The sequence below is a fragment of the Allobosea sp. TAF32 genome (genome assembly GCF_052113585.1).
Classification (GTDB): Bacteria; Pseudomonadota; Alphaproteobacteria; order Rhizobiales; family Beijerinckiaceae; genus Allobosea.
In genome coordinates, this window is the sequence record NZ_JBFRDM010000016.1 from 36,224 (window position 1) to 52,842 (window position 16,619).

The 16,619-nt window shown below is 63.8% G+C and carries 19 protein-coding genes; 3 read left to right on the forward strand and 16 right to left on the reverse strand.

What is annotated here, in order from left to right; translation table 11 throughout:
- Positions 1-9: 9 nt before the first annotated feature.
- The 11 genes from AB4Z16_RS26960 to AB4Z16_RS27010 form a co-directional block, all read right to left on the reverse strand.
- Complete coding sequence (locus tag AB4Z16_RS26960) at positions 10-258, reverse strand: hypothetical protein (RefSeq protein WP_441514401.1); 249 nt, start codon at positions 256-258, stop codon at positions 10-12.
- The gene (locus AB4Z16_RS26965) at positions 231-476 is read right to left on the reverse strand and encodes a hypothetical protein (protein WP_441514402.1); all 246 of its coding nucleotides are present in this window, start codon (positions 474-476) and stop codon (positions 231-233) included. The genes AB4Z16_RS26960 and AB4Z16_RS26965 overlap by 28 nt, the downstream gene beginning before the upstream one ends.
- A 300-nt stretch (positions 477-776) precedes the next feature.
- Positions 777-2,849, reverse strand: a complete 2,073-nt coding sequence (locus AB4Z16_RS26970; RefSeq protein WP_441514403.1) for an ATP-dependent helicase — start codon at positions 2,847-2,849, stop codon at positions 777-779.
- Between the two features lie 380 nt (positions 2,850-3,229).
- Positions 3,230-3,463: a hypothetical protein gene (locus tag AB4Z16_RS26975; protein ID WP_441514404.1), complete on the reverse strand. Its 234-nt coding sequence runs from the start codon at positions 3,461-3,463 to the stop codon at positions 3,230-3,232.
- Positions 3,464-3,556: 93 nt separating this feature from the next.
- Positions 3,557-4,465 (reverse strand): hypothetical protein, encoded by a 909-nt coding sequence (locus tag AB4Z16_RS26980; RefSeq protein ID WP_441514405.1) that lies wholly within the window; start codon positions 4,463-4,465, stop codon positions 3,557-3,559.
- Between the two features lie 74 nt (positions 4,466-4,539).
- Positions 4,540-5,541 (reverse strand): L,D-transpeptidase, encoded by a 1,002-nt coding sequence (locus tag AB4Z16_RS26985; RefSeq protein WP_441514406.1) that lies wholly within the window; start codon positions 5,539-5,541, stop codon positions 4,540-4,542.
- A gap of 98 nt (positions 5,542-5,639) precedes the next feature.
- Complete coding sequence (locus AB4Z16_RS26990; RefSeq protein ID WP_441514407.1) at positions 5,640-6,848, reverse strand: arabinose transporter; 1,209 nt, start codon at positions 6,846-6,848, stop codon at positions 5,640-5,642.
- Between the two features lies 1 nt (position 6,849).
- The gene (locus tag AB4Z16_RS26995) at positions 6,850-7,320 is read right to left on the reverse strand and encodes a cytochrome P460 family protein (protein WP_441514408.1); all 471 of its coding nucleotides are present in this window, start codon (positions 7,318-7,320) and stop codon (positions 6,850-6,852) included.
- A 10-nt stretch (positions 7,321-7,330) separates the two neighbouring features.
- Entirely contained in the window at positions 7,331-8,068 is a 738-nt protein-coding gene (locus AB4Z16_RS27000; protein WP_441514409.1) for an SDR family oxidoreductase, read from the reverse strand.
- A gap of 47 nt (positions 8,069-8,115) precedes the next feature.
- Positions 8,116-8,892, reverse strand: a complete 777-nt coding sequence (locus AB4Z16_RS27005; protein ID WP_441514410.1) for a carboxymuconolactone decarboxylase family protein — start codon at positions 8,890-8,892, stop codon at positions 8,116-8,118.
- A 13-nt stretch (positions 8,893-8,905) separates the two neighbouring features.
- Entirely contained in the window at positions 8,906-9,364 is a 459-nt protein-coding gene (locus AB4Z16_RS27010) for a (R)-mandelonitrile lyase (protein WP_441514411.1), read from the reverse strand.
- Positions 9,365-9,488: 124 nt separating this feature from the next.
- Here AB4Z16_RS27010 and AB4Z16_RS27015 point away from each other — a divergent pair, with 124 nt between their 5' ends.
- Positions 9,489-10,382, forward strand: coding sequence for a LysR family transcriptional regulator (locus AB4Z16_RS27015; protein WP_441514412.1), 894 nt, complete (start codon positions 9,489-9,491; stop codon positions 10,380-10,382).
- A 52-nt stretch (positions 10,383-10,434) separates the two neighbouring features.
- On the opposite strand, the gene AB4Z16_RS27020 is transcribed toward AB4Z16_RS27015, so the two are convergent.
- From AB4Z16_RS27020 to AB4Z16_RS27035, 4 genes are all read right to left on the reverse strand, one after another.
- A complete protein-coding gene (locus AB4Z16_RS27020; RefSeq protein WP_441514413.1) occupies positions 10,435-11,451 on the reverse strand; it encodes a zinc-dependent alcohol dehydrogenase family protein in 1,017 nt (338 codons plus the stop codon).
- Positions 11,452-11,471: 20 nt separating this feature from the next.
- Positions 11,472-11,870, reverse strand: coding sequence for a cyclophilin-like fold protein (locus tag AB4Z16_RS27025; protein WP_441514419.1), 399 nt, complete (start codon positions 11,868-11,870; stop codon positions 11,472-11,474).
- Positions 11,871-11,948: 78 nt separating this feature from the next.
- Positions 11,949-13,037 (reverse strand): alpha/beta hydrolase, encoded by a 1,089-nt coding sequence (locus AB4Z16_RS27030; protein ID WP_441514414.1) that lies wholly within the window; start codon positions 13,035-13,037, stop codon positions 11,949-11,951.
- Positions 13,038-13,059: 22 nt separating this feature from the next.
- Positions 13,060-14,247 carry an MFS transporter gene (locus AB4Z16_RS27035; protein WP_441514415.1) on the reverse strand — a complete coding sequence of 396 codons (1,188 nt, stop codon included), beginning with the start codon at positions 14,245-14,247 and terminating at the stop codon, positions 13,060-13,062.
- A gap of 133 nt (positions 14,248-14,380) precedes the next feature.
- Here AB4Z16_RS27035 and AB4Z16_RS27040 point away from each other — a divergent pair, with 133 nt between their 5' ends.
- Positions 14,381-15,286 (forward strand): LysR family transcriptional regulator, encoded by a 906-nt coding sequence (locus AB4Z16_RS27040; protein WP_441514416.1) that lies wholly within the window; start codon positions 14,381-14,383, stop codon positions 15,284-15,286.
- Here the strand turns inward: AB4Z16_RS27040 and AB4Z16_RS27045 are convergent.
- A complete protein-coding gene (locus AB4Z16_RS27045) occupies positions 15,283-15,555 on the reverse strand; it encodes a hypothetical protein (protein WP_441514417.1) in 273 nt (90 codons plus the stop codon). The two genes, AB4Z16_RS27040 and AB4Z16_RS27045, sit on opposite strands and share 4 nt — an antisense overlap.
- Before the next feature lie 423 nt (positions 15,556-15,978).
- Here AB4Z16_RS27045 and AB4Z16_RS27050 point away from each other — a divergent pair, with 423 nt between their 5' ends.
- Positions 15,979-16,422 carry an AraC family ligand binding domain-containing protein gene (locus AB4Z16_RS27050; RefSeq protein WP_441514418.1) on the forward strand — a complete coding sequence of 148 codons (444 nt, stop codon included), beginning with the start codon at positions 15,979-15,981 and terminating at the stop codon, positions 16,420-16,422.
- The last annotated feature ends 197 nt before the right edge of the window (positions 16,423-16,619 follow it).

Here is a 16,619-nt window from a genome sequence, read left to right on the forward strand (position 1 = left end):
GCTGATGCCCTATTGGATTGGGGAAAGCTTGGCTTGTTCCTCGTTGGCCTTGGCGAGGAAGGCTTCGAGCTTGGCCAGCAACCCGGGACTGAAGACCAAGTTCATGACCTGGCCGCCGGCCATCTCCAGGCTGATCATCGTTTCTCCCAGAGGATCGGTCGTTATCGCCACCTGCCTCACGTCGACGACGTCGAGATCGATTTCAGGCAGTTCGGCAGGCTTCTTCGCCATCAATCCCGGTCCGTAGTCGGTCGCCATGACTCATCCGGTACGCACTCGCCGATCACTTGTTCCTCGGCTATGCGGCCGACCTGAAGCTCAGCTTCGGATTGTGCGATCTCGAGGAAATATGCGAGCGTTCCGAACGCGCGCGCGTCGGCATCGATCTTCAGGGCGATGATGCGTTCGAGCAGATCATCGACACGACGAAGGGGAACGCGCGGTACGCCAGAGCTGAGCCGAACGACATCCGTCATTGCCCCTCCATCGTCAGCCTGGGTACTCTCCAGCCAAACGGCTATAGAAAGCATCATCAAGAGCCGCTGCAATTTCATCCGCGGGGACGATCCGGCCGCCGTGATAGTGACGGAGTGCCCTGGCGAACTTCTCTTTAGCGAAGCACACTCGCATCCTTCCGATCGGGCCGGGCGAGGACCCGATACGATAAGGGATTTCCCATTCCTGCAACCACACCTCGATCGACCGGAGTTTCATATCGAACCCGGCGCGAGGAACTTGGATTTCGACTCGGTGAGGCCAATTTTCGGCCACGCCGATTATCTCCACATGCCGCGCATCTTGGCTCGAACGTCGACCTTCGGGGCACCGCTCGGCGTGCGACCGGGTTCCGTCGCGGGAGCGTGCGGCCAAGCGACCCGCTCGAAATGACCGAGCAAGCCATTCGGGATGAACCTCGTGCGGTTGGCGTAGACGTGGCGGTCACCGGTTCCGGATTGGCCGGATGTGAAAAAGCGCTGCGGCACGATCAGGTGAAGGTCGTCCTTCGCCCGCGTCATCGCGACATAGAGCAGACGGCGTTCCTCTTCGATCTCGTCCCTCGTGCCCGTTCCCAGATCGATAGGAAGGCAGCCATCGACGGTGTTCAGGACAAAAACTGATTTCCATTCCTGGCCCTTGGCCGAATGGATCGTCGACAGGATCAGGTAGTCTTCGTCGAGATGCGGTACTCCGGCCTGATCGCTGGTCGCATCGGGAGGATCGAGCGTCAGCTCGGTCAGGAAGCGCTCCCGGGACGGATAGCCGCTGGCGATCTGCTCCAATTGGACGAGGTCGGCCTGCCGGGTTGAAGCATCCTCGTGGATCCGTTCGAGATGCGGCTCATACCAGCGCCGGGCGCGCTCGATCTCTCCGGGCCAGCCAGCGCGGCCCGAGCGGATTTCGGCGACCGCGGCGAGGAACCCGGGCCAATCGTCGCCGGCGCGCTGTGGGGCAGGGGCGTTCTCCAGCGCCTCGATGGGAGCGGTAGCCTGCCCAATGTGGTCGAGAACGCGCTGCGCTGACGTCGGCCCCACTCCCGGGAGAAGTTGCAGCACGCGGAATCCGGCGACCTTGTCCCGCGGATTCTCCACGAACCGGAGCATCGCCAAGAGGTCCTTGATGTGGGCGCTGTCCAAGAACTTGAGCCCGCCGAACTTCACGAACGGGATGTTGCGACGGGTCAGCTCGATTTCGAGCGGGCCGCTATGGTGCGACGCGCGAAACAAGACCGCCTGCTGCTTCAGCGTCGAACCGCCCTCGCGGTTCTCGAGGACCTTGTCGGCGATGAAGCGCGCCTGATCAGCCTCGTCACGAACATGCACGAGCTGGGGAGGGGAGCCGTTGGAACGGTCCGTCCAGAGGTTCTTGGTGAAACGTTCCGTGGCCAGATCGATCACCGCATTGGCGGCCGACAGGATGGCTTCGGTCGAGCGGTAGTTTTGGTCGAGGGTGACGACCTCGGCGGGAGGCGAGAACGCTGCGGGGAAGTCGAGGATGTTGCGCACCGTCGCGGCGCGGAACGAATAGATCGACTGCGCGTCGTCGCCAACGACCGTCAGTCCCCGGCCGTCGGGCTTGAGGGCGAGGAGAATCGAGGACTGGAGGCGGTTAGTATCCTGGTACTCGTCGACCATCACATGGTCGAAGCGCGAGCCCACATCCGCAGCGATGGCCGGGTCGGTCATCGCCTGCGCCCAGTAGAGCAGCAGGTCGTCGTAATCGAGGACATTTTGCTGCTGCTTGGCCTCTACATAGGCGGCGAAGAGGTCCTTGAGCTCCGCCGCCCAGGCGACGCACCAGGGATAAGACCGGCCGAGGACTTCCTCGATCGGCGCTTCCGCGTTCACACAGCGCGAATAGATCGCCAGGCAAGTGCCCTTCGTCGGGAAGCGCGCTTCCGTCTTCGAGAAGCCGAGCTCATGCCGGACGAGGTTCATCTGATCGGCGGAATCCTCCCGATCATGGATCGTGAAGGCCGGGTCGAGGCCGAGTTGGTCGGCGCAATCGCGCAGTAGCCGGGCGCCGATGCCGTGGAAAGTCCCCGCCCAGGTCAGGGCATCGCTCAGGACCCCGGCGCCATCGCCCAGCACCTTCCGTGCGATCCGCTCGACACGCTTCGCCATCTCCGAGGCCGCGCGGCGGGAGAATGTCATCAGGAGGATCCGGCGGGGATCGGCGCCGCTGACCAATAGGTGCGCGACGCGATGGGCCAGCGTGTTGGTCTTGCCCGATCCGGCGCCCGCGATCACGAGCAGGGGAGACGCGGCCTCCGAGCCGACGCCGTGGACGACGGCTCGCCGCTGGGCCGGGTTGAGCGCGTCGAGATAGTTGATCGGGGCAACGGCGTTCATAGGAGTCTGCTGAAAAGTGATTCGCTCGACCCTACCATGTCGGATGATAGGGGTGCGTCAGGATTGCCGACGCTTGGCATCGCGCGCGGCTCCACGACCTCGGTACCATGTTCCCCAATAGGCTCCGCGGCCGCGATCTCGAGGATCGAATTCGAACCCGCCCATGATGTCCTTGAAGCGCGCGGCTTGGTCCGGATCGGAGAAGCAGAACACGCGATATCGTTTGCCGTCATAGGCAACCTCATGGCCACGAGGAGCAAGCGACGAGAGCGGTCCGGTTGCCGGTACGATGCCGAGCCCATGTCCCGGCGAGATCTCAACGGCAACCTGATGAGGCCAGCGACGGTCGACTTCAGCAGGCGACAGCTCACCCTTGCGTCTCATGTTTCGTCGACGACGCGAGGACGGCGCCGCCCCTCCGAAAAGCGACCGCGCAAGAACCCGCGCGACGAAGCTGCATCGGCGTCGGCCGCCATGACAGCAAGGTCCCGCAGGACCATCCGGATCGCCTCCCGGGAATCTCCGCTGGCTTCCTCCAGTACCGCATCGACCTCCTCATCGGAGACGGCAAACGGGTCTGGTTCAGGCGGGCGGGAAGCCTCGACTGCTGCCATCGGTCATGTCCTCGATTGAAGGAACGTAAAGAGAACGGACGGAGTGGCGAGTCAAGCACGCCTCGCCGACAACGCCTCCTTTGTTGTGCGAAATCATTCCTGGGCAGAGCGGCTCGTTCGGCGCGTTTCCTGCGCACGATCCAAGGACCTCGAGGCTCGCCGGGCGACACGCAGTTCCTCGAGCGTGGGCTGCCACCATCCGCGAAGGAAGGCGTCCGGCGTGGTCGGGCTTCGCGCAGGCCAGGTCTTAACCAACTCTTGATGGGTTGGGCGGCGCCACGAAGCCCAGACCAGATCGTCGGACAGTCCGAAGCTCCAAGGGTAATGCCGGGCAGCAGTCTCCGCGGGCACGACCTCACCCGTCACCTCGATGACGACGACCGGCCCTTCATGGGACAACAGCACACTGTCGAGAGGCGGCAACTGGTTCGCCGGGACAGGATAGCGCCGGCGGCGGCGCTCGGCCTCTGCTGCTTTCGCGTCCTCGTATTCCGGAGCGGATTTCGCCGCTTGGCGCCGTTGCTTTCGAGCTTCCGGCTCACTGCGTTCCGCGGCGGCCTCGATCGCTGGCCATCTCCTCCGAAGTTCATCGATCGATCGGAACGGAACGTGCCAGGCCTTTTCTTGGCCGTTCCACCAGGCCCAGGGCACCGCGCGCAATTCCTCGACGACGGTTCGCGAATATGGGGTGCGCACGACGATCTCATCGGCGACCTCCAGATAAGGGCTGACGACCGGATCGAACGAGAAGGAATCGCGACCGCGCTCATCGGCGAGGCCGAATGCTCCCGGGAGCTTGCGATCGAGCCACCGTGTCGCGCGAAGGAGTGCCGTCGTGCCCGGTATTCGCCAAGCAGCTAGCTCGTCGTTCCAGCGGGCTCTCGGAAAAGCTTCCCGAAAGCGCACCGCGAGTGCTGCGTCGAACGGGAAGGAGACGATCGCGCCCGGGCCGTCTTCGTCGTCGCGGATTTCGACGTCGTTGCGTTTGCGCCCGGCCATCATCCTACGATCCTGCGGTCCAAAGCGATGACCCCGGCTCGGGAAGTGCTTCAGCCCAGCAGTCTGGGTGACATCGGCTAGTCGATGAAGCGCACGGTCGTGCCGGGCCTGACGAGCTGGGCCAATTCCTCAGCGTCCCAATTCGTGAGCCGGACACAGCCATGCGACGACGCCTTGCTGATCTTCGAAGGCTCAGGCGTACCATGAATGCCGAATGTCGGCTTCGACAGCTCGATCCAGACCGTGCCGACAGGGTTGTTGGGGCCTCTGGGAAGTACAAGGCGGCGCTTGTTCTTGCCCTGCTGGAAATTCTTGACCGGGTCGTAGTGATAGGTCGGGTTCTTCACGACCCGCACCACTTGGTATTGGCCCTCAGGCGAGGGAGTGTCCTTGCTGCCGATGGTGGCCGGATAAATTGCGATCACCCTTCCTGCCGCATCCAGCGCGCGAACGATGCTGTTGGTCTTGTCGGCCTCCACCGTTCGAGCTTCATCAGACGGAAGCGTTCGTCCAACCGAGACAACGTGCAGGGTTTCCTCGCGCTTCCGATAGTGCGTTCGCGGGTTGAGCACCCTGAGAAGGCCCTCGCTCATATGAAAGCGCTCGGCGAACATCTCCTGTGCGTTCCTGTAGCCGAGCCGCTTCATCCTGGCCTGACGAGCGTAATCGTGAGGAATGCGCCTGACGAACCGGGTTTTGACGTCCTCCTTCGTCACGACGTAATCCGCGACGATGTCCGCGCTGACGTCCCCTTTGAGCGCCTGCCAAGTCGCGGCGTCGATGATCTCGCCGTTGCCGAGGTTTTCGCGGCGGCGGAACTGGTCGATGGCCTTGCGATAGTTATCGCCGTCCAGCCCGTCGATCTCCCCGGGAGACACCCCCTGACGCGCCAGCAACACCTGAGCCTTGATGATCGACGCGCTGGACCGCGTCACCTTGGTCTTCGTGATAGCGGGACGGCCTGCTCGATTCACCTCATCGCGGGTGAGCGCTCCGGCGGCCGCCGGAGCCAGCAAGACGCACCCGCACACCAAGGCTGCCTGGAACCTCTTCAGCAGTTCGAAAACAGATCGTGACACTGAGATCACCGTCGTTGGCTCAACGTTCAGCCAACGCGATCTTTCATCTCGGAGTTCCGCTGGCGACATCGCGGGGACAGCGAAGATTCTGCCCGGAGTTAGCGTTCTACCTGGGAGATATGCCTTCTCGATCTCAGCAATGGCAGACCTACCGCCGCGGCGCACAGCGTGACGCCCGCGCCCGCGATGAAGACCGCGTTCAACCCCTTGATCTCAGCGACCCAGCCCAATGCCGGGCTTCCCACCGCCATCGCGATATCGAGGAAGACGGTATAAATCCCAATGACCAGTCCCCGGGTTTCCGGAGAGCTATTCCGCACGGCCTCGACGCCGAATCCGGGATAGACCAGCGAGTATCCGAACCCGGCCAAGGCAGCGCCCGCGGAGGCGACGAACCCGTTGCTCGCCAAGCCCATAAGAAGCAATCCGGCCGTCTGCACCCCGACGAAGAGCAGCGCGACCCTCGCGCCTCCGAGCTTGTCTGGCAGGTGTCCGCAAACCAGGCGGGCGGCGATCAGGGCGACACCGAAGGCCGTGAAGGCAAGCCAGACGGGCTGCCAGCCGTGATCGCTGTAAAGGAGCGAGCTGAAGGCCAGAATGGCTCCGTAGCCGACACTGCTGAGTGCCGCTCCGATCCCGGGAAGCCAGACTGCGTTCAGGACACGTCGCAGGGAACTCCTGGCTTGCCGAGACAACACATGGGGAGCGGGTACCCGCAGCAGGCCGAGGAATACGATGAGAGGGAGCAGTGTCGTGGCGAGCCCGATGGCCGCGAAGCCGTGCGAGGCGAACAACGTCGTCCCGATCGGCCCGCCCAGGGCAAGGGCGGCGAACATGGCCGTGCCGACCCAGGCGATAACCTTTCCGGCATGGCGGGCGTCGACCGTTGTCAGCCCCCAGCTCTCGCCGCCGGTGATGATGAAGCTCTCGGCGCCGCCGAGCAGCGCACGTCCGGCCAGGAGGATGGCGACCGAGAACGTTGGCGATCCTTCGGCAGCCCAGGCCATCAGGTAGAGCAAGCCGGACGCCGCGGCGGTGATAAGGCCCAGCATCACCGCACGCTTGCCGCCACGCATATCGGCATAAGATCCCGACCAGATGCGCGTCACCACGGCGGCGACGAACTGGGCGCCGGCCACAAGGCCCACCACGACGGTGCCGAAGCCGAGGTCGCGGTTCACATGGAGCGGCAGAACCGGCAGGGCGATACCAATCACCAAGAACCCTGTGAGGACGGCCGCCATGATCGGCAGCAGCGAGACGGCGACCGAACGTGCTAGCCCGGATGAGACGGAGGAGGACACCATCTTACTTCGCCGCCTTAATCCGGTCGGCCGTGAAGACGAAGTCGTTCGCGGCTTGCCCGACATGGCAGGACCGGCAGCGATCGAGATTCTCTCCAGCCTTCTGACTCCGGTCGGGATTGAACCACTGGAATTCCCAGTCACTTGTCCTGATCTCCGGCGCATGTCGCGAGCCCCACCCGGTCCGCTTCTCCATGACGACGTAGCGGTAGAGTTCGCCGTCCCGGTGATCTTCCATGGTGATCACCGTGCCGCTCGGCATCGGGCGGCCAGCCTTCACGGCTTCGACGGCCTCCGGGCTGACGAACAGCTCCTCGCGGATGTTCCCGCGATTGACCGTGGCGTAGTGGATCCCCTTCGCGTAATCGCTCGGGAACCGGACCATCTCGCTATCGGCATGGGCCTGCCGGAAGGAGACGATACCGGCGAAGAGGACCAATGCCGCCGGAAGGGCGGCGAGCTTGATCGGTGACATCGAGGGCTCCTTAATAGGCCTGGCTGGTCGGCCGGAAGAGGATCTCGTTGATGTCGACGTCCTTCGGCTGGCTCATGGCGAAGGCGACCATGCTGGCGAAAGAGCTGGCAGGTACTGCCTGCTCGTAGGTCTTGCGCATGCCCTCGGCGACCAGCGGGTCGGTGATGGTGTTCGTCAGTTCCGTTGCGACAGCCCCGGGTGAAATGATCGTCGTGCGGATATTGTGCGGCTTCACCTCCTGGCGCAGCCCTTCGGTGATGACGCGGACGGCATGCTTCGTTGCGGCGTAGACCACGCCGCCCGGCCCGACCTTGTGCCCGGCGACCGAAGCCACGTTGATGATGTGGCCGCTACCTTGCTTCTGCATATGGGGCAGGGCGGCCGCGACACCGTAGAGGACGCCCTTGATGTTGACGTCGATCATCGCGTCCCAGTCCGCGACCTTCAGTAGCTCAAGGCGCGAACTGGGCATCAGACCGGCATTGTTCAGGATCACGTCGACGCGGCCGTGCTTCTCGATGGCTCGTCCGACCAGGCGCTCGACCTGCTCGCGATCGGTGACATCCGTCCTAAGGACCGCGTCATCATTGAGCGAGAGTTCCTTCGCCAAGGCCTGGAGGCGTTCGACGCGACGCGCGCCGAGGATCAGGGTGGCGCCATCGGCTGCCAGACGACGCGCGGTGGCTTCGCCGAGGCCGCTGCTGGCCCCGGTGATGACGACGACCTTGTTGTCGATACCCTGTGCCATGGTTGTCATTCCTTGTTTCGGCTCCCCCGGGAGGCAGAGGGAAGCGTTCAGTTGGCGGCGCGTTTCTCGAAGACGGAACGCGCTACGGGAGCGGCGGAAAAGGCGTTCGGCCAACCGGCGTAGTAGGCGAGGTGGCTGATCACCTCGGAGGCCTCGGCCCGGGTCAAGCCGTTATCCATCGCCCGATTGAGGTGATAGGGAATCTGCTCGACCTGTCCGGCCGAGATCAGGGCGCTGACCGTGACGAGGCTGCGGTCGCGCGGTGCGAGATCGGGCCGCAGCCACAGATCCCGGAACAGGACCTCCGTCGTATCGCGGACCAGGCCGGGCGAGGCCGGTCCGGTACCCTGCTCGACGCGGGCGGCACGATCGGCCTCGGCCTTCTGATCGAGCGGCAGGAACTCGACGACCGCCTTGGGAAGCTGATCGGCGCCGATCCCGCGCTCCCCGAAGACCTGCTTGGTGATTGCGGTCGCCGCCATCGCGTTGCCCCATCCGGCATAGAAGGCCAGATGAGTGATGACCTCGGAGAGCTCGGCGGGCTTCACGCCATTGTCGAGGGCGAGGCTCACCTGCTCAGGGAGCAGGATGCCCTGGTTGCGGGTGATCACCGCCGCGACGGTGACGATGCTGCGATCACGCGCCGACAGGCCGGGACGCTTCCAGAGGCCATCAGCGAGCTTCTCCGCGGCGTAGCGGTCCAACGCGGGAGAGACGCTCTGCACATCGGTTCGGGACAGGCTTCCGGTCTGCGAACCGGTCTGCGCAATGGCGTCGGCCGAGCCCATGGAGAGCGCGAGCGCCAGAAGGGTCGAGGGTTTCATGGCTTCCTCCCGATCAGCGGTACTGTTCGTCGGGCACCGGCTCGAGCCAGTCGACGTTCTTGCTGTCCTGCATGTAGCTGAGGGCGATGTGCGCCATCGGGCTCGTCGCGGTCGCGCCATGCCAGTGCTTCACGCCAGCGGCGACCCAGACGACATCGCCGGGGTTGATGACGCGCCGATCCTTGCCTTCTTCCTGAACCCAGCCCTGGCCCGAGGTGACAATGAGCATCTGCCCGGCCGGGTGAGTATGCCAGACCGTGCGCGCGCCCGGGGCAAAGTTCACCAGTCCGGTGCTTGCCCGGGTAATGTCGGTTGGCGGGAACAGCGGGCTGATGACGGCGTGCCCTGAGAAATTGCCGGCGACGCCGATCACCGAGGCCGCGCTGCCGTTGGCCTTGATCTCGATGCTTTCCGCTTGCGCCGGAACGATGCCGACCGCGCTGACGGCGGCGGCTGCCAGGATCTTGTTCATCCGGGACTCCCTTGGATTTTCGGCACCTGCCGATGCAGGTGCTGCTGTCCTGACGAACATAGGGCCCTGCCGAATGCGCGATTAGATGCTAAGTTCGGCATGTACCAATAAGGAAAACTACTGAATGGCGGGCGATAGCCTGAACGATCTCTCCGCCTTCCTCGCCGTTGCGGAGGAACGAAACTTCACCCGGGCGGCGAAGCGCCTCGGGGTGTCGCAGTCGGCCTTGAGCCAGACCATTCGCGTTCTCGAGGCGCGGCTGGGCCTGCGACTGCTGACCCGCACGACGCGCCGCGTCGCTCCGACCGAAGCCGGTGAGCGGCTGATCAACTCCGTTGGCCCGCGGATCGCGGAGATCCAGCGGGAACTGGACGGCTTGAGCGAGCTTCGGGAAAAACCGTCCGGAACGATCCGCCTGACGGCCTCGGAGCATGCTGCCGAGTCGATTCTCTGGCCCGCGGTCGCCAGGCTCGTGAATGACTATCCCGACATCAAGGTCGAGATCGTGATCGATTACGGCCTGACCGATATCGTCGGCGAGCGTTTCGACGCGGGCGTCCGGCCGGGCGAGACGGTCGCCAAGGACATGATCGCGGTTCCGATCGGCCCGGAGCTGCGGATGGCCGTCACCGGTTCACCTGCCTATTTCGCGAAGCGTCCGCCGCCGAAAGCGCCACAGGACCTGACGGATCACAACTGCATCAATCTGCGTCTGCCGATCCATGGGGGTCTCTATGCCTGGGAATTCGAGAAGAAGGGCAGGGAGCTCAACGTCCGGGTCGATGGCCAACTGACATTCAACACGGCGAGCCTAATGCTGAAGGCCGCGCTGAAGGGGCATGGGCTGGTCTATCTGACCGAAGGCCAGGTCGCGCCCTATCTGGCCGATGGGCGGCTCGTACGCGTTCTGGCCGATTGGTGCGAGCCGTTCTCCGGCTACCATCTCTACTACCCGAGCCGGCGCCAGCCGACACCAGCCTTCGCCTTGCTGGTCGAGGCGCTCCGGTATCGGCGTTGACCGGAAGCGCCGCTGGATTTCGGCGCACTCCATGTTGCGGCGTTCGACGGGTCTAAACGCGAAGCAGTGTCTTGATCGCCCGGCGCTCATCCATGGCGCGGTAGCCTTCCGCAACATCTTCAAGAGGCAGCGTCAGGTCAAAGACTTTTCCTGGATTGATCTTGCGCTCCAGCACGAGGTCGATGAGGTCCGGCAGAAACCGGCGCACAGGTGCCGGGCCGCCGAGCAGGTTCTTTTGGGCGAAGAACAGGAACTCGCCGTTCAGCTCGACGCCATGAGGCACGCCGACGAAGCCGATGGAGCCACCGGGCCTGGAGCAATTGATCGCCTGATGCATGGACTCGTTAGTTCCGACGCATTCGAGCACCGAGTCCGCGCCGACCCCCTTGGTCAATTCCTTGATCCGGGCGACGCCGACTTCTCCCCGTTCGGACACGATGTCGGTCGCTCCGTATTCCAGGGCAAGGTCCTGCCTGGTCTTGTGGCGGCTCATCGCGATGATGCGCTCCGCGCCCATCTGCCTGGCTGCGAGCACGCCCATCAGGCCGACCGCGCCGTCGCCCACCACCGCGACCGTCGAGCCGGGTTGCACCCGGGCTGCGTCGGCGGCGTACCAGCCGGTGCCGAGCACGTCCGAGACTGCCAACAGGCTGGGGATCAGATCGTCGTCGGGCATGGATGCGGTGGCGACCAAAGTGCCGTCGGCCAACGGCACGCGGGCATAGGGCGCCTGCGCGCCCGACATGAACTCGCGCTGCTCGCAGGAAGACTGGAACCCGAAGCGGCAGTGTGGGCAGGTGTTGTCCGACAGAACGAAGGAGCCGATGACGAATTGGCCCGGCTTCACGGTCTTCACCGCGCTACCGACCTCGACCACCACGCCGCAGTACTCGTGGCCCATATGCATCGGGCCATCGACCGGCTGGAGGCCACGGAAGGGCCAGAGATCGGATCCGCAGATGCAACTGGCCGAGAGTTTGATGATCGCGTCGGTGGGTTTGAGAATTTGCGGATCGGCTACCTCTTCGCAGCGGATATGGCCGGGGCCGTGCAGAACGGTTGCGAGCATGATGTGAGCTCCGATGGGGTTCAGGTGGCGTTTTCGACGCGCAGCGGATACTCACCGCGCACCAGCAACGGCTTGGCTCCTTGGTCGAGGCGGCCGAGCCGGATCAGGCCGCGCGACCAGCGATAGGGGCCATGGAACATCGCGAGGTTGCCCCAGGGGGCATAGTAGCAAAGGTCGCCGACAGCCTCGCTGTCGAAGCGGCTGCTGCCGTCCTCGGTCAACTTGCGCGGAAGGTAGGCGATCTTCTCATTGGTCGCGTAGTCACTGATCTTCAGGTCGAGCGGCAGCATGGAGAACAGGTCGCGTGCGGAGGGATTGTCCTCCAGCGTCGCCGTGAATTCCTGGCCCGCGAACGCAAATCGAAGGCGCATGGCGGCTCCTTTCCGATCCGATGACGGATCGGTCTGCGCCCGAGCCATGGAGTGAGAGGCGAGGGCGGTCGCGCCTCCCGCCAGGAAAGCGCGACGAGACTGCACCGTGTCCCTGAATGTCATTCGTCACGCGGCCAGATGCCGGTTGAAGAAGCTGGCCAGCTTGTCGAACGGGATCACGTCCACCTTGTCGTAGAGATCGACATGGCTGGCTCCCGGGATGATCATCAGTTCCTTGGGCTCCGCCGCTGCCGCATAGGCGCTTTCGCTGAAATACCGTGAGTGAGCCTTCTCGCCATGGATCAGCAGCACCGGCCGCGGCGAGATCTCCTTGATGTAGGTCAGGAGCGGCAGGTTCATGAAGGAGAGCGGCGTGGTCCGGCTCCAGGCGTTGCCGGAGTTGACTGCGCGCGGATGGTAGCCGCGCCTCGTCCGGTAATAGTCGTGATAGTCGACCAGGAACTGCGCCTCGCCGCCCTTCAAGTCGTTGTAGGGCGGCTGGTACGCCGGGGTTCCGTTGGCGGCGTCTTCCCAGCGCTGCCGGCTCATCTGCTCCAGCGCCTGCGTGCGCTGTTCGAGCGTCACGCTGTCATTGTAGCCCTTCGACATGACCCGGGTCATGTCGTACATGGTGCTGGCGACGACGGCCTTGACCCGCTTGTCCACGGCGACTGCATTCAAGGCCATGCCGCCCCAGCCGCAGATGCCGATGACGCCGATCCGCTCGCGATCGACGGAGGGGTGCAGGCCGAGATGGTCGACGGCCGCGCTGAAATCCTCGGTATTGATATCGGGCGAAGCGACGTTACGGGGCTCGCCACCGCTTTCGCCGGTGAAGGACGCATCGAAGGCCAGCGTGATGAAGCCGCGCTCCGCCATCGTCTGCGCGTAGAGACCCGAAGATTGCTCCTTCACCGCGCCGAACGGACCTCCGATGGCCAAGGCCGCCAGCCGCCGATCGCCCCGGCTCTTGGGCAGATACAGATCGCCCGCCAGGGTGATGCCGTACCGGTTCCTGAAGGTGACCTTCAGGTGATCGACCTTCTCGCTCTTCGGGAAGGTCTTGTCCCAGTCCGCTGCCATGTTCTGAGCCCTTGCATTGGAGATTTCGAAGAGCGACGCGGCGGCCAAGGTCGTCATGCCGGCGCCGGTCAGCTTCATGAGTTCGCGGCGATCCATGCGTGTGGTCGACGCGGTGGCTATGTTGGTATCCATCGATGTCTCCCGTTCTCTGTAGTCATTCGGGCTTGAGCAGGCGTTGACCATTGCCGATCAGCGCGATGCCGATGACGGCCACGACCACGCTTCCGGCGAAGGTCGCGGAGATCGACAGGCCATCGAGCAACAGCCCACCGACCACGGCGCCGAGCAGGATCGAGGCCTGGATCGCCGCGACCATCAGGCTCCCGGCTGCCTCCGGCGCATCGTCGACGTTCTGCGACATCCAGGTCATCCAGATCACCGACATGGTGGTGTTCATCGCGCCCCAGACAGCCAGGAAGAGCCCTGCCGCGACGACCGAGCCGCCGAACAGCAGGAGGCCGAGCGTGCAGCCGCCCATCAGCAGCGTGGGGACTTTCAAGAGAGGTGCGACGCTGCCGCTCACGTAACGGCCGGAAGCCCAGGTTCCGACGAACCCGGCGCAGCCGAGCACGAGCAGCAGGATCGAGAGCGTCGTCACATCCGCACCCGTCACCTGCTCCAGGAATGGGCGCAGATAGGTGAACATCGTGAACGCCGATCCCCAGGAGAGCATCGAGGCGATCAGGCCACGCAGGAAATACGGACGCCTCAGCAGGCCGAACATGGTCCGGAAGCCCTGCCTCTGGCGCGCCGGCAGCGACGGCAGTGCGATCACATGCCAGACGAGGTTGACGGCCACGATGGGCGTCAGCGCCCAGAACACGGCGCGCCAGCCGAAGATGCCGCCGAGATAGCTGCCGATGGGCGCGGCGAAAGCCGCTGCGATGGCCTGGCCGCCATACATTAGGGCCAGGGCGCGGGGCACATCGCTTTCGGGAACCAGCCGCATAATGACGGCGGCGGCCAGAGCCCAGAAGCCGCCGATGCAGATGCCTAGTAGGGCGCGGCCGAGCATCAGCACGGTGAAGTCCAGCGCGGCCGCGACCATCACCAGCGAGACCAGCATGAAGCCCGTCAGCGCGATCAGGACCCATTTGCGGTTCAGCGTCCCGGCGGCAGTGGTGATGACCATGCTCGCCGCCACGGCGAAGAGGCCGCTGATTGAGATCGCCTGTCCGGTCTGGCCCTCGGTCGCGCGCAGTCCTTCGGCCATCGGCGTCAGCAGGCTGACCGGCATGAACTCCGACGCGATCAGCACCGCCACGCAAAGCGCCATCGAGAGGACGGCGCCCCAAGCCGCGATCGGTTTGGTTTCTTCATTCGATAAGGCGGCAACCGCCATGTTCGTTTGCTCCTGCATGCGTTGTTGCAGCGCAAACTAGCGAGTCAGCGATCGAACGATTACCCGCCAGAATTGGCATGAACTAATCGAGTGCATCGATTAGTCTCGCCCATGCCGGAACCGGGGAACCCTCATGGACAAAACCGATCTCAACCAGCTCAGGTGGTTCCAGATCGTCGCCGAGGAACACAGTTTCACCCGGGCCGCGGCGAAGATCGGCATCTCGCAATCGACCCTCAGCTACACGATCAAGCAGCTTGAGGCGCAGATGGGCATCCGGCTCCTGACACGGACGACGCGCAACGTCGCGACTACGGCAGCGGGGGAGCGGCTACTCCAGACCATCACGCCGCGGCTCGCAGAAATCGAGGACGAGATCGCGGCGCTGACCGCGTTGCGCGACAAGCCGTCGGGCTCGATCCGGCTGACGCTATCCGATCATGCCCTCGAAAGCGTCGTCTGGCCGAAGCTGAAGCCAATTCTCCGCGACTATCCCGACATCCATGTCGAACTGATCCTCGACAGCACCTTCCGCAATATCGTCGAGGAGGGCTTCGATGCCGGTGTCCGGTTGGGCGAGAGCGTCGAGAAGGACATGATCGCCGTGCGGATCGGGCCGGACTGGCGGCTGGTCGCAGTCGCCTCGCCAAGCTATCTCGCCGACCATGGCGCGCCGGAGCATCCGCAGGATCTGGTCCGCCACGTCTGTATCAATATGCGCCACGAGACCGCCGGAGGGCTCTATGCCTGGGAATTCGAGAAGGGCGGGCAGGAGCTGCGCGTCCGGGTGAGCGGGCAACTAGCCTTCAACAACTCCTACGCCATGATCGACGCAGCGGTGGGCGGCTACGGCATCGCCTACGTCCCCGACGACATCGTCGAGCGGCAGATCGCTTCGGGCGAATTGGTCCAGGTCCTCGATGACTGGTCGCCCTTTTTCGACGGCTACTTCCTCTATTATCCGAGCCGCCGTCAGAACCTCCCCGCGTTCAAGGTCGTCGTGGACGCGCTTAGGCATCGGAGCGGAGCCGCGGGTTAAGCTCGGCCGACGACGAATTTCTTCGGCACGAGGACATGGAGGCCTGCCGATGGCCAGTAGATCGTAAACCGCTGACCCAAGATGCCATTACCCTTGCAGACCAGCTCAACGATCTCGTCCCTGATCAGCTCGATGTCGTTAGCCCGGGCGTGTGCGATGAGGAAGTTGGCAAGCTCGGCGGGTGCCTCCGACATCGCGAGCTCCCGCAGCGGATAGGTCTCGTCCCTGAAGAAGTAGATGCCATCAGGCAGAGCCGGAACGGTGGTCATGTCGATGGTCTGATCGCTGCGGGAGGATCCCCAATTGGCCTTGGATGCGATTGGTAGATCCGTCCCAAACTGCACCCAATATCAACAACTGGGTACAGTTTGTGCTGTGGCGCATCTCAAGGAGCGCCTGGAGCCAAAGCTCGGATGCATCACGCCCGCGATGCTTAAGGTCATACCAAGGAATTCCGGCCCGAGCCGGAGAGGGCGCTGACGCAGGAAGCGCACGCTGCCGCCGTGCTCATTGTCCAAATGCTACCGTCGCGTCGCGCTGCCAGCCAGAATGCCGGAAAGCGGACGTTCCAGAGGTCAGCAATGGGCCCCCAGAAGCCGACGTCCACATATGCTCCGATAGCCGACATACTTTGATCTCGAATTCGGTTCAGGGTAGGCGACATAATCAGGCGAATGGTTGGAAGCGTAATCTTGGAGGATCGGGCAAAAATCTGGCGCGCCGGAGCGTTGGGGAACACCTTGTTCCTCGCTGCTAACTTTCGCCGTCAGCGCTTTGATCGGCACTTCCACGAGGAGTTCGCCATCGGCGTCATCGAGAGCGGTTGCCAGGCATTCGCTTACGATAGCGGTCGCCGCCTCGACTTTACGGCCGGTACAATCGCATTGATCGCCCCTGGAGTTGTTCACACCGGGTGGTCGGGCGCGGAGGACGGCTGGCGCTATCGGATGCTCTATCCGTCGGTCGAGTTCGTCAGGCCCATCGTGACAGACATCTTCGGCGACGGCGGGATGCCCACCTTTCACACGCCTCGCGTCACGGATGCCGCGCTTGCGCAGCTTGATGCGACGAACCAAAATCATGTCGCCAACTGTGATATGACCGGGCAAGCGAAGCAGCCCGATAACACTTCCTAACATGACGAACTCATTCTATCGCGTGTTTGGCACGCTGCTATGTACGATTGATCCACCCCCGTTGAATTGGTCCACCCTGAAGTATGTCTTTTGGCAGACAGGAGGACCGATATGCCGAAGAAGCGCCACAAGCCCGAAGAGATCGTCGCAAAGCTGCGTCAGGTCGATGTGCTGGTCTCGCAAGGGCAATCCGTTGC

Excerpts from the sequence above, each read along its gene's own strand:
- AB4Z16_RS27045 (WP_441514417.1), bottom strand. The coding sequence starts at position 15,555 with ATGACCACCGTTCCGGCTCTGCCTGATGGCATCTACTTCTTCAGGGAC.
- AB4Z16_RS27035 (WP_441514415.1), bottom strand. The coding sequence starts at position 14,247 with ATGGCGGTTGCCGCCTTATCGAATGAAGAAACCAAACCGATCGCGGCT.
- AB4Z16_RS27025 (WP_441514419.1), bottom strand. The coding sequence starts at position 11,870 with ATGGCTCGGGCGCAGACCGATCCGTCATCGGATCGGAAAGGAGCCGCC.
- AB4Z16_RS26960 (WP_441514401.1), bottom strand. The coding sequence starts at position 258 with ATGGCGACCGACTACGGACCGGGATTGATGGCGAAGAAGCCTGCCGAA.
- AB4Z16_RS27020 (WP_441514413.1), bottom strand. The coding sequence starts at position 11,451 with ATGCTCGCAACCGTTCTGCACGGCCCCGGCCATATCCGCTGCGAAGAG.
- AB4Z16_RS27000 (WP_441514409.1), bottom strand. The coding sequence starts at position 8,068 with ATGGCACAGGGTATCGACAACAAGGTCGTCGTCATCACCGGGGCCAGC.
- AB4Z16_RS26970 (WP_441514403.1), bottom strand. The coding sequence starts at position 2,849 with ATGAACGCCGTTGCCCCGATCAACTATCTCGACGCGCTCAACCCGGCC.
- AB4Z16_RS27010 (WP_441514411.1), bottom strand. The coding sequence starts at position 9,364 with ATGAACAAGATCCTGGCAGCCGCCGCCGTCAGCGCGGTCGGCATCGTT.
- AB4Z16_RS27040 (WP_441514416.1), top strand. The coding sequence starts at position 14,381 with ATGGACAAAACCGATCTCAACCAGCTCAGGTGGTTCCAGATCGTCGCC.
- AB4Z16_RS26965 (WP_441514402.1), bottom strand. The coding sequence starts at position 476 with ATGACGGATGTCGTTCGGCTCAGCTCTGGCGTACCGCGCGTTCCCCTT.
- AB4Z16_RS27005 (WP_441514410.1), bottom strand. The coding sequence starts at position 8,892 with ATGAAACCCTCGACCCTTCTGGCGCTCGCGCTCTCCATGGGCTCGGCC.
- AB4Z16_RS26990 (WP_441514407.1), bottom strand. The coding sequence starts at position 6,848 with ATGGTGTCCTCCTCCGTCTCATCCGGGCTAGCACGTTCGGTCGCCGTC.
- AB4Z16_RS26995 (WP_441514408.1), bottom strand. The coding sequence starts at position 7,320 with ATGTCACCGATCAAGCTCGCCGCCCTTCCGGCGGCATTGGTCCTCTTC.
- AB4Z16_RS26980 (WP_441514405.1), bottom strand. The coding sequence starts at position 4,465 with ATGATGGCCGGGCGCAAACGCAACGACGTCGAAATCCGCGACGACGAA.
- AB4Z16_RS27015 (WP_441514412.1), top strand. The coding sequence starts at position 9,489 with ATGGCGGGCGATAGCCTGAACGATCTCTCCGCCTTCCTCGCCGTTGCG.
- AB4Z16_RS27030 (WP_441514414.1), bottom strand. The coding sequence starts at position 13,037 with ATGGATACCAACATAGCCACCGCGTCGACCACACGCATGGATCGCCGC.
- AB4Z16_RS26975 (WP_441514404.1), bottom strand. The coding sequence starts at position 3,463 with ATGGCAGCAGTCGAGGCTTCCCGCCCGCCTGAACCAGACCCGTTTGCC.